General features: G+C 66.0%; 16 protein-coding genes. 9 read left to right on the top strand and 7 right to left on the bottom strand.

The features are described 5' to 3' along the window. Positions 1-123 precede the first annotated feature (123 nt). On the top strand, positions 124-1,059 hold the full coding sequence (locus tag ACIP5T_RS00600; protein ID WP_400859749.1) for a 5'-3' exonuclease H3TH domain-containing protein: 936 nt from the start codon (positions 124-126) through the stop codon (positions 1,057-1,059). 1 nt (position 1,060) lies between these two features. On the opposite strand, the gene ACIP5T_RS00595 is transcribed toward ACIP5T_RS00600, so the two are convergent. Next, a complete protein-coding gene (locus ACIP5T_RS00595; protein ID WP_400859747.1) occupies positions 1,061-2,047 on the bottom strand; it encodes a PHP domain-containing protein in 987 nt (328 codons plus the stop codon). An 8-nt stretch (positions 2,048-2,055) separates the two neighbouring features. Continuing rightward, positions 2,056-3,120: an anthranilate phosphoribosyltransferase gene (trpD, locus tag ACIP5T_RS00590; protein ID WP_400859746.1), complete on the bottom strand. Its 1,065-nt coding sequence runs from the start codon at positions 3,118-3,120 to the stop codon at positions 2,056-2,058. 192 nt (positions 3,121-3,312) lie between these two features. Between trpD and ACIP5T_RS00585 the strand changes: the two genes are divergently transcribed. The 7 genes from ACIP5T_RS00585 to ACIP5T_RS00555 all read left to right on the top strand — a co-directional run bounded on the left by ACIP5T_RS00585 (position 3,313) and on the right by ACIP5T_RS00555 (position 9,230). Next, entirely contained in the window at positions 3,313-3,966 is a 654-nt protein-coding gene (locus ACIP5T_RS00585; protein WP_091234540.1) for a heme-copper oxidase subunit III, read from the top strand. A 20-nt stretch (positions 3,967-3,986) separates the two neighbouring features. Next, entirely contained in the window at positions 3,987-4,790 is an 804-nt protein-coding gene (locus ACIP5T_RS00580) for a c-type cytochrome (RefSeq protein ID WP_400859745.1), read from the top strand. Between the two features lie 36 nt (positions 4,791-4,826). Continuing rightward, positions 4,827-5,903, top strand: a complete 1,077-nt coding sequence (locus tag ACIP5T_RS00575; RefSeq protein ID WP_042538395.1) for a ubiquinol-cytochrome c reductase iron-sulfur subunit — start codon at positions 4,827-4,829, stop codon at positions 5,901-5,903. Next, positions 5,900-7,714, top strand: a complete 1,815-nt coding sequence (locus ACIP5T_RS00570) for a cytochrome bc complex cytochrome b subunit (protein ID WP_400859744.1) — start codon at positions 5,900-5,902, stop codon at positions 7,712-7,714. The genes ACIP5T_RS00575 and ACIP5T_RS00570 overlap by 4 nt, the downstream gene beginning before the upstream one ends. 96 nt (positions 7,715-7,810) lie before the next feature. Then, entirely contained in the window at positions 7,811-8,224 is a 414-nt protein-coding gene (locus ACIP5T_RS00565; protein WP_400859742.1) for a RidA family protein, read from the top strand. After that, positions 8,221-8,724: a GNAT family N-acetyltransferase gene (locus ACIP5T_RS00560; protein ID WP_400859741.1), complete on the top strand. Its 504-nt coding sequence runs from the start codon at positions 8,221-8,223 to the stop codon at positions 8,722-8,724. The genes ACIP5T_RS00565 and ACIP5T_RS00560 overlap by 4 nt, the downstream gene beginning before the upstream one ends. A gap of 86 nt (positions 8,725-8,810) precedes the next feature. Then, positions 8,811-9,230 (top strand): rhodanese-like domain-containing protein, encoded by a 420-nt coding sequence (locus ACIP5T_RS00555; RefSeq protein ID WP_400859739.1) that lies wholly within the window; start codon positions 8,811-8,813, stop codon positions 9,228-9,230. Between the two features lie 55 nt (positions 9,231-9,285). Here ACIP5T_RS00555 and ACIP5T_RS00550 read toward each other — a convergent pair whose 3' ends face one another. The 5 genes from ACIP5T_RS00550 to ACIP5T_RS00530 all read right to left on the bottom strand — a co-directional run bounded on the left by ACIP5T_RS00550 (position 9,286) and on the right by ACIP5T_RS00530 (position 14,315). Next, on the bottom strand, positions 9,286-9,720 hold the full coding sequence (locus ACIP5T_RS00550; protein ID WP_400859737.1) for a cytochrome c oxidase subunit 4: 435 nt from the start codon (positions 9,718-9,720) through the stop codon (positions 9,286-9,288). A 3-nt stretch (positions 9,721-9,723) separates the two neighbouring features. After that, the gene (ctaD, locus tag ACIP5T_RS00545; protein ID WP_042538403.1) at positions 9,724-11,457 is read right to left on the bottom strand and encodes a cytochrome c oxidase subunit I; all 1,734 of its coding nucleotides are present in this window, start codon (positions 11,455-11,457) and stop codon (positions 9,724-9,726) included. A gap of 3 nt (positions 11,458-11,460) precedes the next feature. After that, positions 11,461-12,360 (bottom strand): cytochrome c oxidase subunit II, encoded by a 900-nt coding sequence (gene coxB / locus ACIP5T_RS00540; RefSeq protein ID WP_400859734.1) that lies wholly within the window; start codon positions 12,358-12,360, stop codon positions 11,461-11,463. Between the two features lie 96 nt (positions 12,361-12,456). Continuing rightward, complete coding sequence (gene erpA, locus ACIP5T_RS00535; RefSeq protein WP_194763425.1) at positions 12,457-12,822, bottom strand: iron-sulfur cluster insertion protein ErpA; 366 nt, start codon at positions 12,820-12,822, stop codon at positions 12,457-12,459. Between the two features lie 71 nt (positions 12,823-12,893). After that, entirely contained in the window at positions 12,894-14,315 is a 1,422-nt protein-coding gene (locus ACIP5T_RS00530) for a dipeptidase (RefSeq protein WP_400859732.1), read from the bottom strand. A gap of 46 nt (positions 14,316-14,361) precedes the next feature. On the opposite strand from ACIP5T_RS00530, the gene ACIP5T_RS00525 reads away from it, so the two are divergent. Beyond that, positions 14,362-14,949: a DUF3043 domain-containing protein gene (locus ACIP5T_RS00525; protein WP_400859730.1), complete on the top strand. Its 588-nt coding sequence runs from the start codon at positions 14,362-14,364 to the stop codon at positions 14,947-14,949. The last annotated feature ends 59 nt before the right edge of the window (positions 14,950-15,008 follow it).

Raw genomic sequence — 15,008 nt, 5'->3', positions numbered from 1 at the left:
GATTTGGTTTCGACACCAGGGCATGCACAGGCACGCCACGAGTGACAATCAAGGCTATCAGATCACGGGGCGATATGACGGACTCGATACCATCCCCGCCGGGCACGCTGACAGACTGTCTGCATGCCCCGCGCCGACAAGCTCCTCCTGCTCGACACCGCAAGCCTCTACTTCCGGGCCTTCTACGGGGTGCCTGACAAGGTCACGGCACCCGACGGCTCTCCCATCAACGCCGCGCGAGGGCTGCTCGACATCGTCGCGAAGCTGGTCACGCTGTACGAGCCGACGCACGTGATCGCGTGCTGGGACGACGACTGGCGGCCCCAGTGGCGTGTCGATCTGATCCCGAGCTACAAGGGGCATCGCGTCGTCGAGGTCGTCGCCGCCGGGCCCGACGTCGAGGAGGTCCCCGACCCCCTGGAAGCGCAGATTCCGCTGATCCGTCGGACGCTCGGAGCATTGGGGATCCCGATCATCGGCGTCGCCGCGCACGAGGCCGACGATGTCATCGGCACCCTCGCGACCCACGCGACCATGCCGGTCGACATCGTCACGGGCGATCGGGACCTGTTCCAGCTCGTCGACGACTCCAGGAACGTGCGCGTCATCTATACGGCTCGGGGAATGAGCAACCTCGAGATCGTCACGGATGCCGTCGTCGTGGCGAAGTACGGCGTGCTGCCCGGCCAGTACGCCGACTTCGCGACCATGCGCGGAGATGCATCCGACGGGCTGCCCGGCGTCGCGGGCGTCGGCGAGAAGACCGCAGCCACGCTCCTGCAGACTCATGGCGACCTGATCGGCATCCGAGCGGCGGCCGAAGCTGGCGAGGGCATGAGCGCGGGCGTCCGTGCGAAGATCCTCGCCGCGGCGGACTACCTCGATGTGGCACCGACCGTCGTCGCCGTCGCGCCCGACCTCGACATCGTGGCGCCGACCGATCCGCTCCGCCCGCTCGATCCCGCCGAGGTCGACGCTGCGACCGCGCTCGCGGAGAAGTGGAACCTCGGAGGCTCGATGACGCGCGCCGTCGCCGCGATCGCGACTGTCGAAGGCTGACTCAGCTCGCCCAGGCGAGCAGCCGGTCGAGTCCCCACGTGGTGACGATCCTCGATGCGGGGACGCCGGCTCGCTCCGCTCGTTCCGCACCGTGATCGAGCAGCGAGAGTTGACCAGGTGCGTGCGCGTCCGAATCTATGGAGAACAGGCATCCCGCCTGCAACGCGATCGAGATCAGCTCGTCGGGCGGATCCTGGCGTTCGGGTCGGGAGTTGATCTCGACGGCCACACCGTTCTCCGCACATGCCGCGAAGACCGCTGCCGCATCGAACTGGGATTCGGGCCGCGTGCCGCGTTCGCCCTGCACGAGGCGGCCCGTGCAATGACCGAGGACGTTGACACGCGGATGCGAGACGGCTGCGATCATGCGGGCCGTCATCGGTCTCGCGTCCATGCGCAGTTTGGAATGCACGGATGCCACGACGATGTCGAGCTCGCCGAGCAGAGCATCGTCCTGGTCGAGGGCGCCGTCTTCAAGGATGTCGACCTCGATGCCGGCGAGCAGCGTGAACCCATCCCCCGACTCGGCGCGCACGAGCGGGATCTGCTCGCGAAGTCTTTCGGGTGAGAGCCCGCGGGCGACCCTGAGGCGCGGCGAGTGGTCGGTGATCGCCTGGTATTCGTGTCCGAGCGCTCGCGCGGCCGCCGCCATCACGGGGATGGGCGTCGTGCCGTCCGACCAGTCCGTATGGGCGTGCAGATCTCCGCGCAGCTTCGCCCTGAGCGCGGAAACGCGCTCGGGCTCGACGTCGCCACGCAACTCGACCAGATAGTCGGGCACCTCTCCGCCCTGCGCCTCGCGGATGACTGCGAATGTCGACTCGCCGATCCCCTTCGCAGCCCGCAGCCTCGTCGGATCGGCGCGGACATCCTCCGGCAGCTGCTGCAGAGTGGCCGCGGCCTGACGGAAGGCCTTCGCCCGATAGCGAGATGCCCGTTCGCGCTCGAGCAGCGAGGCGATCTCGAGCAGAGCGGCTACGGGGTCCATCGTGCTGTCTACGCCGACGCGAGCTCGCGGCTCACGCCGATCCACTCATCGAGCTTCGCGATGGCGCGGCCGTCGTCGACCGCGGCAGCTGCTCGCTCGTATCCCTCGCGGAGGCGCTCGAGGATCGGGCGCTGCACCTGCGTCGCATCCTGGGAGAGCTCGAACGCGACGATCCCGGCCGCTGCGTTGAGCAGGACGATGTCTCGCACGGCTCCTGTCTCGCCCTCGAGCGTCCTGCGCAGCACGGCGGCGTTGTGATCGGGTGTTCCGCCGATCAGATCCGCGAGGTCTGCGATCGGGATGCCGAGGTCGCGCGGGTCGAGGTCGTGCTCGTGGATGTCGCCGCGCGTGACCTCCCAGATACGGCTGTGCCCCGTGGTGGTCAGCTCGTCGAGCCCGTCGTCGCCGCGGAACACCAGCGCGGTCGCGCCCCGCGTGCGGAACACACCAGTGATGAGGGGAACGCGCTCGAGCTGAGCCACGCCGACGGCGTTCGCCTCCGCACGAGCAGGGTTGCAGAGCGGACCGAGCATGTTGAAGACAGTGGGGACGCCGAGTTCGGCGCGGACAGCGCCCGCGTGCTTGAAACCGGGGTGGAAGGCACCCGCCCAGGCGAAGGTGATGCCCGTGCGGTCGAGAATCGACGAGACCGCTGAGGGGTCCAGGGTGAGCTCGAGCCCGAGCGCGCTCAGCACGTCCGAGGATCCGGAGGCCGAGCTGGCGGCACGATTCCCATGCTTGACGACCGGAATGCCGGTGGCGCCGATGATGACCGCCGCGGTCGTGGAGACGTTGACCGTGCCGACCCGGTCACCGCCGGTGCCGACGATGTCGAGCACGTTCGACGACACGGGAAGAGGAACCGCCGCCTCGAGGATGGCGTCGCGGAACCCGACGATCTCGTCGATCGTCTCCCCCTTGGCTCGGAGAGCGACGAGGAAGCCGGCCAGCTGCGCCTGGGTCACGTCACCGCGCATGATCTGACGCATCGCCCAGGTCGACTCCCAGACGCTGAGATCGCGACGCTCCAGAAGAGTGGTGAGCACGTCGGACCAGGTCAGGGAATCAGCCATGTGTGCGATCCTATCGGCGCCGGGAAAACGTGCAGACTCTTCCAAAGCCCGGACCCAGCGTGGCGCATCCCTTGTTTCCCGCGTATTCACCGAGGATTCGCAGCGTTTTCTTAGGGTTGCCTAAGTCGATCGAGGGCGAAACCGGGGCCTCCGGTGCGAGAATCATGCCCGCGGATCGGCCATAATGGAAGGGTGACGACCTCAGCGACGTATGCCCCGGCGGCAAGAACGATCAAGCGCCCCAACCCGGTAGCTGTCGGCACCATTGTGTGGCTCGGCAGCGAGGTGATGTTCTTCGCGGGACTCTTCGCGATCTACTTCACGCTCCGCAGCACTTCTCCCGAGCTCTGGGCCGACCGCACTGAACTGCTGAACGTTCCGTTCGCGTTCGTGAACACGGCGATCCTCGTGCTCTCCTCGTTCACGTGCCAGATGGGCGTGTTCGCGGCCGAGGATCTGCAGCCGTACCGCATCGCCAAGGGGCAGAAGAACGGCGCCGGCCGCCGTCGCCTGTTCGGCTGGGGCATGGTCGAGTGGTTCTTCCTCACCTTCGCCCTCGGCGCGATCTTCGTCTCCGGACAGGTGTGGGAGTACGCACAGCTGGTCGCTGAGGGCATGCCGATCAGCGCCGACTCGTATGCCTCCGCGTTCTACATCACCACGGGCTTCCACGCCCTGCACGTCACCGGTGGTCTGATCGCGTTCCTCCTCGTCATCGGGCGCGCATACGCCGTCAAGAATTTCCGGCACAAGGAGGCGACCTCGTCGATCGTGGTGTCCTACTACTGGCACTTCGTCGACGTCGTCTGGATCGTGCTGTTCGTCGTTATCTACTTCCTGAAATAAGAGCGGAGCTGATCCCCGAGATGGCACGAGAGAAGAAGCGCCGTTCGAATGGCCGTCGCAGCCCACTGGCTGCGGTAGCCCTCATCGGAGCAGGCCTCATGATCACCGGCGCGGTATACGCCGGAACGTCCGCAGCCTTCGCTGCGGCCGACACCCAGACCACTGCTGCGAGCACGCTCACGGTCGAGGACGGCGAGAAGCTGTTCACGGCGAACTGCGCCACCTGCCACGGTCTCGATATGCAGGGCACGGCGAACGGACCGAGCCTCTACGGCGTCGGCGAGCTCGCGGTCGAGTTCCAGATGTCGACGGGTCGCATGCCCCTGCAGATGCAGGGACCGCAGGCACCCCAGAAGGAGCCGCAGTTCACCGAGGAGCAGATCCTCGCGATCTCCTCGTTCGTGCAGCAGTCGGCCCCCGGTCCCACCTTCCCCGAGGACCACATCCTCGACGGTGAAGGCGACGTCGCCAACGGCGCAGAGCTGTTCCGCGTGAACTGCGCGATGTGCCACAACGTGGCCGCAGCCGGCGGCGCCCTCACCGAGGGCAAGTACGCCCCGGCACTGACCGAGACCAGCGCGCTGCACATGTACGCCGCCATGGTCACGGGCCCCCAGAACATGCCCGTCTTCGGCGACATGAACCTGTCGGACGAAGACAAGCGCGACATCATCTCGGCTCTGCTCTACCAGCAGCAGTCCGTGCAGATCGGCGGTTTCTCGCTCGGTTCGCTCGGTCCCGTCTCCGAGGGCCTGTTCGTCTGGATCTTCGGAATCGGCGCGCTCGTCGCCATCACCGTGTGGATCACGGCGAAGTCCAACTGACGCTTATTCATCGAAGAGGAACGTACGAGGAGCACCATGGCACACGACGACGACTCGCAGGCTCTTGACAGGGCCTACCAGCCCTCTCCAGGGCTGGGTGTCGCAGTCAGCGATCCCGTGCAGAACCCGGGGCTGCCGCCGCACCGCGCGCGGATGACCGACAAGGACCCGCGCGCTGAGAAGGCTGCGGAGCGCACGGTCTACACCCTGTTCTATCTCTCGCTGGCAGGAAGCATCTGGGCGGTCGCCGCCTACATGCTCTTCCCCATCGAGAGCGGCGCGCTCATCGACATCCGTCAGAACAACCTCTTCATCGGTCTGGGCATCGCGTTGGCGCTGCTCTCGATCGGCATCGGCGCCATCCACTGGTCCAAGGCGCTGATGAGCGACAAGGAGCACATCGAGCACCGCCACCCCACCCGGGGCAAGGACTCGACGCGAGAGGCCGTAGTCGAGGCATTCGCGACCGCGAACGAAGAGTCCGGTTTCGGACGACGCACGATGATCCGCAACTCGCTGTTCGCAGCGATCGTGGCCTCGATCATCCCCGGTGTCACGCTCTTCCGTGGTCTCGCTCCGCACAGCACTCCGGATGACCCCACCGCGGGCGACCCGGTGACGCTGCTGAAGCACACGATGTGGGAGAAGGGTCAGCGCCTCGTCCGCGACCCCGACGGCACACCGATCCGCGCAGCGGATGTCACCCTCGGATCCGCGTTCCACGTGATCCCCGAGGACCTCGCCGAACTCAGCCACCACGACGGCTACCTCGAGGAGAAGGCGAAGGCCATCGTGCTGATGATGCGCCTGCGCCCCGAGCAGCTCATCGAGGCCGAGGACCGCAAGGACTGGTCGTACGACGGCATCGTCGCGTACTCGAAGGTCTGCACGCACGTCGGATGCCCTGTGGCTCTGTACGAGCAGCAGACCCACCACCTCCTCTGCCCCTGTCACCAGTCGCAGTTCGACGTCACGGATCACGCCAAGGTCATCTTCGGACCGGCCGCACGTCCGCTGCCGCAGCTGCCCATCACCGTCGACGACGAGGGCTACCTCGTCGCGCGCAGTGACTTCACCGAGCCCGTCGGCCCGAGCTTCTGGGAGCGCCATTGAGCACCGCAACGCTGTCCAAAGAGGACAAGGACAACAAGGCGCCTCTCGGCGGTCGATTCGTCGGCGCCGCGTCGAACTACATCGATGAGCGCACCAGCATTTCGGGCTTCGTCAAGGAGCTCGGCCGCAAGATCTTCCCGGACCACTGGTCGTTCATGCTGGGCGAGATCGCGCTGTGGAGCTTCGTGGTCGTGTTCCTCTCGGGAACCTTCCTGACGTTCTTCTTCCAGGCCTCGATGGTCGAGACGCACTACACGGGCGCCTACGCCCCGATGCGCGGTATCGAGATGTCGGCGGCGCTCGAGTCGTCGCTGCACATCTCGTTCGACCTCCGCGGTGGCCTTCTGGTTCGCCAGATCCACCACTGGGCCGCGCTCGTCTTCGTCGCCGGCATCGGCGTGCACATGTTGCGCGTCTTCTTCACCGGCGCCTTCCGCAAGCCTCGCGAGCTCAACTGGGTGATCGGCTTCGTGCTGTTCGTCCTCGCGATGGCCGAGGGCTTCACGGGCTACTCCCTTCCCGACGACCTGCTCTCGGGCAACGGCCTGCGCATCATCGACGGAATGATCAAGGGCATCCCGCTGATCGGCACCTGGACGTCGTTCCTCCTCTTCGGTGGCGAGTTCCCGGGCACCGACATCGTCGGCCGCCTGTACACGCTGCACATCCTGCTGCTTCCGCTGCTGGTCATCGGTCTGATCGCCGTGCACCTGATGCTGATGATCGTCAACAAGCACACGCAGTTCGCCGGCCCCGGCCGCACGAACGACAATGTCGTCGGCTACCCGATGATGCCCGTGTACATGTCGAAGATGGGCGGCTACCTGTTCATCGTCTTCGGCACGATCGTGCTGATCGCGACGTTCTTCCAGATCAACCCGATCTGGAACTACGGCCCGTACGACCCCTCCCCCGTCTCGGCCGGTACTCAGCCTGACTGGTACATCGGATTCGCCGACGGTGCTCTGCGTCTCGCTCCGTCGAACCTCGATGTGGTCTTCCTCGATCACACCTGGTCGTTCGGAATCCTGCTGCCGCTGGTGGTCCTCGGTCTGTTCATCGTGCTCGTCGCGATCTATCCGTTCATCGAGGCATGGGTCACGGGCGACAAGCGCGAGCACCACATCGCTCAGCGCCCGCGCAACGCGGCGACTCGCACCGCGATCGGCGTGGCCGGCGTCATCTTCTACGCCGTCCTGTGGGCTGCAGCATCGTCCGACCTCATCGCGACGCACTTCATGCTCACGATGGAGGGCGTGATCCACGCGCTTCAGGCACTGCTGTTCGTCGGACCGGTTCTCGGATACTTCATCGCCAAGCGGATCGCCATCGCCCTGCAGAAGAAGGACCGCGAGATCGTCCTGCACGGTTTCGAGTCCGGCCGTATCGTCCGCCTCCCCGGTGGCGAGTTCATCGAGGTCCACCAGCCCGTCGACAAGTACGACCGCTGGAAGCTCATCGATGTCGACGGCTACGAGCCGCTGGTCGTGCGCCCCAACGCGAAGGGACGCATCTCGTGGACCGAGAACCTGCGATCCTCGATCTCGCGCTGGTTCTTCGAGGACCGTCTCGCTCCGCTCACGCAGGCGGAGATCGAGGCCGCGGACGCGCACCAGCATCACGTCACGGCTCAGAACGACGAGACCGAGGCCGCCGAGATCCAGGGCGCGCACGAGCGTGCAGGGTTCCCGGATGCGCCGCTCACCGTCAGTGAGACGCATGTCGATGAGACGCCGAACACCCCCAGCACGGTCATCTCGACCGAGCCGGTGAAGAAGCCGCGCAAGAAGAAGTCCGAGGACGACCAGTAACATCTCCGCTCCTCATGCCAAAGGGCCCTGTTCGATTCTCGGACAGGGCCCTTTCGCATCCGCGAGCCGTTCATACACGCGTGGCAGGATCGAGATATGAGCTCAGCAGTCCAACTCATCCGTTCCACCGACCTCGCCGCAGCACCCTACGCATATGCGGCGACCGCCCCCGCCGGCTCCCGGCTCATCTTCCTCGCCGGGGCGTGTCCCCTCGAGGAGGATGGTTCGACGACCGCCCCCGGTGACTACTCCGCCCAGGCCGCTCGCTGCGTCGAGACGCTCGTCACCGCGCTTCGGGCCAGCGATGCCAGCCTGTCGGATGTCATCAGCACACGAGTCCTGGTGGCATCCTCGTCTCAGGCCGATCTGGTCGCAGCGTGGGATGTCATCCATGCGGCCTTCGGCGACCACGACGTGCCGAGCACCCTCCTCGGCGTCACCGTGCTCGGCTACGACCACCAGCTGGTGGAGATAGAAGCGATCGCGGCGGTCGCGGAGGACGCGCGATGAGCGACGTCATACGGCTCGCCGTCGCTGACGATGCGGAAGTCCTGCGCGCCATCGAAGCGCAGGCCGATGCCCTCCTGATCGACAGTCTGGGAGCGCCGGAGTGGCCACCCCCAGGCGATGGCGGTGAGCGAATCGCAGCTCCCGGGTTCGTGCTCGTGCTGGAAGGCCGCAGCACCTCCTCCCCCGTCGGATTCGTGCATGTCCTCGACATCGACGGCCACGCGCACCTCGAGCAGCTCTCGGTGTTTCCGAGCTCCGGCCGTCAGGGCTTCGGACGCAGACTCGTCAGCGCGGCGCTCGAGACCGCCCGGGAGCGCGGCTACACGCGCATGACGCTGCGGACGTTTGCGGAGATCCCCTGGAACGCTCCGTTCTACGCGTCGTGCGGTTTCCTCGAGAGCATCCCGGAGACTCCGTTCCAGCGAGGCCTCGTCGACACAGAGAACTCTCTCGGGCTCGATCGATACGGACGCCGAGTCCAGATGACCGTCGAGCTCTGAGGCGCTCCGTCGACATTGGCGGGATCCTGTCTGCCGGCGTCAGGAAGAGGACGACAGTCGCTGACGCGGCTCCCTAGGCTGGGGACATGATCGATCGCGCTGAGTACTATGCCGCCAAGCTCGCCTACGAGACCGACGCGAGCGACGTGTACGCCGCTCTCCGGGCCACGGATGACGTCGTCATCATCGATGTCCGCTCAGACGAGGCGTGGGCTCAGGGACGCGTCGCGGGGGCGACGCACATGCATTACAGCGAGATCGCGAGCCGCGCGCCAGCTGAGATACCGGCGGGTTCCGCTGTGGTGGTCTACTGCTGGAGCCCCGGGTGCAATGCGGGCGCCAAAGGCGCTCTGGAGTTCGCGAAGCTCGGATACGCCGTCCGGGAGATGATCGGAGGATTCGAGTACTGGGTCAGGGAGGGCTATCCCGTGGAGGATGCCGACGGTGTGCACCGCCGCCCGGTCGACCCCCTGACCGGCGTGGCCCGCATCCGCTCTCGGGCGTAGCCCCGACATGGAGAAAGCCCCTGGGATCGCATCCCAGGGGCTTTCTCTGTGCAGGTCAGCGGGCGAAGTTCCCGCGGTAGTACTCGTAGACCCAGCCGACGATCGCGACGACGAAGATCGCCAAGCCGATCGGGAGCAGGAAGTGCCCGACCGCGAGTCCGACGACGAAGATGCCTGCGGATCCAGCCAGCACGATCGGCCACCAGGACCAGGGGCTGAACTCACCGAGCTCGGGGTCCCCGTCGTCGATGTCGCTGGTGAGGATGTCTTCAGGCAGTTCGCCGTTCTGAGCCTTGTGCGTGCGGTCGAGGTAGAACGCGATCATCGCACCCATGAAGGCCGCGAAGAACAGCGCCACGGTGCCGACCCACTCGATGCGCTCGGCGAAGTTGTCCGACGGCGTGGCGAGGATGTGCCAGCCGGTGTAGACGACTCCGACCAGGGCGAAGAAGGCGGTCAGAACCCACCAGAGGATGACATTGTCGCGCATGGCTCAGTGGCCCTCTCGCTCGCCGGGTGCGGCCGGTGTGAACTCGGCGGCCTCCGGGTGATTCAGGTCGAACGCAGGACGCTCGCTGCGGATACGCGGGATCGACGTGAAGTTGTGACGCGGCGGCGGGCAGGAGGTCGCCCACTCGAGCGAAGCACCGTAGCCCCACGGGTCGTTGACCGTGACCTTGGGTGCCTTGCGAGCCGTGATCCACACGTTCAGGAAGAACGGCAGCATGGACGCTCCGAGGATGATCGCACCGATCGTCGAGACCTGGTTCTGCCAGGTCCAGCCGTCGGCTGCCGAGTAGTCCGCGTAGCGACGCACCATGCCGTCGACACCCAGCCAGTGCTGGATGAGGAACGTCATGTGGAAGCCGATGAACAGCATCCAGAAGTGCACGTAGCCGAGACGCTCGTTGAGCATCCGTCCGGTCCACTTGGGCCACCAGAAGTAGAACCCGGCGAACATCGCGAACACCACGGTGCCGAAGACGACGTAGTGGAAGTGGGCGACGACGAAGTAGGAGTCGGACAGAGCGAAGTCCAGCGGCGGAGCCGCGAGGATGACGCCGGTCAGACCACCGAAGACGAACGAGACCAGGAAGCCGAGCGCGAACACCATCGGCGTCTCGAAGGTCACGGATCCGCGCCAGAGCGTGCCGATCCAGTTGAAGATCTTCACACCCGTCGGCACCGCGATGAGCATCGTCATGAGGGCGAAGAAGGGCAGCAGCACCGAACCGGTCACGTACATGTGGTGAGCCCACACCGCGACGGAGAGCGCCGCGATGGCGATGGTCGCGTAGACGAGCGTCTTGTACCCGAAGATCGGCTTACGGCTGAAGACCGGGAAGATCTCCGACACGATGCCGAAGAACGGCAGGGCGATGATGTAGACCTCGGGGTGACCGAAGAACCAGAAGAGGTGCTGCCAGAGCAGGACTCCGCCGTTGGCCGGGTCGTAGATGTGAGCGCCGAGGATTCGGTCTGCTGCCGCGGCGAAGATCGCAGCTGCGAGCACCGGGAAGGCCATCAGGATCAGGAGGCTCGTGATGAGCGTGTTCCACGAGAAGATCGGCATACGCCACATGGTCATGCCGGGCGCACGCATCGTGATCACCGTGGTGATGAAGTTCACTGCACCGAGGATCGTTCCGAATCCGGAGATTCCGAGGCCGACCATCCACAGGTTTCCGCCGGCACCAGGCGAGAACGACGCGCTCGCGAGCGGCTGGTAGGCGAACCATCCGAACGACGCCGCGCCCTGCGGCGTGAGGAAGCCCGCTACGGCGATCGTGGAGCCGAAGAGGAAGAGCCAGAACGCGAAGGCGTTCAGACGCGGGAAGGCGACGTCAGGTGCACCGAGCTGCAGCGGCAGGATCGCATTCGCGAAGCCCGCGAAGAGCGGGGTCGCGAACATGAGGAGCATGATCGTGCCGTGCATCGTGAAGAGCTGGTTGTACTGCTCCTTGGTCGGGATGATCTGCATCCCGGGAGCGAACAGCTCTGCGCGGATGACGAGAGCCATCACGCCACCGAGGAGGAAGAACAGCACCGAGGCGATCAGGTACATGTACCCGATCGTCTTGTGATCGGTGGAGGTGATCCACTTGACGACGATGTTGCCCTTCTGCTCGACGCGCGAGGTGCTCATCAGAGCGGCCTGGCGCGCGGGCAGAGTGGTGGGTCGAGAGCGAGGGGCCTCGTCGGTGCGGGGGGCTTCAGTGGTCGACATGGCTTACTCCTCTCCTTCCTCGGAGGTCGGGGCGGTTGTCCCGGGGTAGTTCGACAGACGGTCGTAGGCGTCCGTGATGTCTCCGGTGTTGCCTTCCTCCTCGAGCGACTGGAGGTAGGCGTCGTATTCGTCCTGCTCGACGACCTTCACGTTGAAGAGCATCATCGAGTGGTACTCGCCGCAGAGTTCGGCGCACTTGCCGGCGTACTCGCCGACACGCGTCGGGATGAAGGACCAGGAATTGTCCTTCCCGATGTACATGTCCTTCTTGTAGAGGAAGTCGATGATCCAGAAGGAGTGGATCACGTCGCGAGACTGGAGGTTGATCGTGACCTTCTGGTCGACGGGAAGCACCAGCGTCGGAAGCTGCGCCTGGTCGATGTTGCCGTCCGCGTCGGGCTGAGCCTGGATTCCCATGGTCCAGACGGCGTCGGAGTTGTCCTCCTCCTCGCCGTCGTACTGGAAGTCCCACGCCCACTGCTTCGCGATAGCCGTGATCTCGACGTCGGGCTCGTCCCACTTCGCCTCGATGGCGGACTGATCACGGGCCGTGAAGAAGAACATGCCCAGCACGAGGATCAGCGGCACGACCGTGTAGAAGATCTCGATCGGCATGTTGTAGCGCATCTGCACGGGCAGACCGGTCTGACCCTTGCGGCGGCGGTAGGCGATAGCCGCCCACGCCATCAGGCCCCAGGTGATCACGCCGACGGCGAGCAGGACGATCCAGGAGTTGACCCAGAGCGACGACACGCGCTCGGTCTGGTTGGTGGCCGCAGGCTCACCCTCCACGAAGCCAGGGAGGTAACCGTTCAGCTCAGTGGCAGTACATCCCGCCAGGGCCACGGCTGCCGCTACTCCCAGGGGGAGAGCGGCCCAACGAAGGCGGCGTTTCGAGGGCACGATGCACCTTTCAGATTGCGGACAGGGCACACCCAAGTCTAGGGCAACCTCACACCTGATTCATGCCAACCACGCAGGTTGGCGAGGGGGTCCGGATCAGTGGAAGCTGTCTCCGCAGGCGCAGCTGCCCGCGGCATTCGGGTTGTCGATCGTGAAGCCCTGCTCCGAGATCGTGTCCTTGAAGTCGATGGACGCGCCATCGAGGTACGGGACGCTCATGTTGTCGATGATGACCTCGACTCCGTCGAAGTCGACGGTCTCGTCGCCCTCGAGGAACCGCTCGTCGAAGTACAGCTGGTAGATCAGGCCGGAGCATCCGCCGGGCTGGACGGCTACGCGCAGACGAAGGTCGTCACGGCCCTCCTGCTCGAGGAGATTCTTCACCTTGACGGCCGCGGCGTCGGTCAGCTTCACGCCGTGCGCCTGGGTGGTCTCTGCTGAGGTCAGTGTGGTGTCGCTCATGTCGCTCCTTGGGACGGGCCGCGCGTGCACGGCTGGTAACTCGATTTTACCCTCTGGCTCGGGGATCGGGCTCAGATGATGATGTCGTTCATGCGGGAGAGCAGCAGCGCCTCGGTCGCCACCGCGTGGCGGAACGTGTCGAGGTGCAGGGATTCGTTGGGGCTGTGCGCCCGCGAGTGCGGGTCTTCCACGCCCGTCACGAGGATCTGCGCGTCAGGGAACTCCCGCACGAGGTCGGCGATGAACGGGATCGACCCGCCGACACCGAGATCGACGGGGGGCACGCCGTAGCCGTCTCGCATGGCATCCCGCGTGAGCGCGACGGCCCAACCGCTGGTGTCGACGAGGAAGCCGTTGCCGAGATCGACGTCGGAGAAGGTCAGCTCAGCGCCGTACGGCGCGTTGGCGCGCAGATGCGACTCGAGGGCGGCGTAGGCCTCCTCCCCGGTCTGGCCGGGTGCGACACGCGCGCTCACGACGACCGTCACCTCCGGGAGCAGGGTGTTGGAGGCCGCAGCGACGCTGGTCGCGTCGATTCCGATGACGGTCACCGACGGCTTGTTCCAGATCCGGCTGAGGATGCTGCCGCCTCCGATCGGCGACGTGCCTGGCAGAAGACCGGCTTCATCTCGAAGCGTCTCCTCGCTGTACTCGGGCGTGGGGGCCTCGCGCTCGGTCATCCCGTCGACTGCGACAGAACCGTCCTCGTGCCAGAGGGTGGAGAGCATCTTGACCGTCGCCATCATCGCGTCGGGGACGGCTCCCCCGAACATCCCGGAGTGCGAGGCGTGATCGAGGGTGCGCACGCGCACGGTGAATCGCGCGTTGCCGCGGAGCGAGACGGTGAGCCCGGGTGTCACCGAATCCCAGTTGCCCGAGTCGGCGACCACGATCGCATCCGCACGGAGAGCCTCCTTGTTGTCCGAGAGGAACTGCGCGAAGGAACGGGATCCGTACTCCTCCTCGCCCTCGATGAACATCGCGATGCCCAGTTCGAGATCGTCGCCTACGACCTCGGCGACGGCCCGGATCGAGGCGATGTGCGCCATGATCCCGGCCTTGTCGTCGGCGGCGCCGCGACCGTAGAGGCGTCCGTCGCGCACGGTCGGCTCGAACGGCGGCGTCTCCCACAGGGCGTCGTCCCCAGGAGGCTGCACATCGTGGTGCGCGTAGAGCAGGATCGTCGGCTTGCCGTTGCGCGCGGCACGTGTCGCGAGCACCGCCGGCTGCCCGTGCTCGTCGGTGCCGGGGATCGCGGCGCGGAGAACGCGCACCTCGTCGAAGATCCCGGTGGCGGTGGCGAGTGCGGCGACAGCCTCAGAGCTGCGTTCGAGCTGCGTCTGGTCGAATGCGGGCCACGCCATGCCGGGAATGCGGACGAGCGAGCCCAGGTCGCTCAGTGCCGCGGGAAACCCCGTCGACACAGCCTCGAGGACGGCCGGTTCGCGTTCGCTGGACAGATTCTGTTCGCCGGGCTGGGCAGGAGATGTCATGCGAGTAATCTTAAGGTGATCCGCCTTCACTGAACCGAGGAACCTCGTGGCCACTACCCCTGTCCCCCACTCGACGAACGACGACGCTCCCGAGACGACTGCGTCGGGCAAGGGACGCGCGACGCCGACCCGGGCCGAACAGGAGGCGGCTCGCCGCCGACCTCTGGTCGCGAACACCAAGGAGGCGAAGGCTGCGGCACGCGCCGAGCTCAACGAACGCCGCAACCGCGCACAGGCCGGTCTGGCCGCCGGCGAGGAGAAGTACCTCCCGGCTCGTGACAAGGGGCCGCAGCGCCGCTGGGTGCGTGACTACGTGGATGCCGGGTGGCACCCGGCCGAGTTCGTGATGGGCGTCATGGTGCTCGTCATCCTGATCTCGCTGCTGCCCGCGAACCTCGCCATCGGCGGATTCGCCATCGCCGGATGGGCATATCTGGTGATGATGGCGTACCTGATCCTCGCGATCGGCGGGATGGTGCTGCTGGGCATGCGCGTCAAGCGCAAGGTCGCCGCGAAGTTCGGCAAGGAGCGCATGGAGCGCGGCCTCGGATGGTACGCCGCCATGCGGTCACTGCAGATGCGGTTCATGCGTCTTCCCAAGCCGCAGGTCAAGCGCGGCGACTACCCCGCCTGACCCCCGGCTTCCAGAAGAGGCGCCTCCTGCTCCCTGAGCACGAGGCGCTTCTCGTATGC

It is taken from the genome of Microbacterium sp. NPDC088619 (genome assembly GCF_044752825.1).
Taxonomy (GTDB): Bacteria; Actinomycetota; Actinomycetes; order Actinomycetales; family Microbacteriaceae; genus Microbacterium.
Note: the sequence above shows the minus strand (reverse complement) of the source record. Positions and strands in the feature narration are given on the sequence as shown.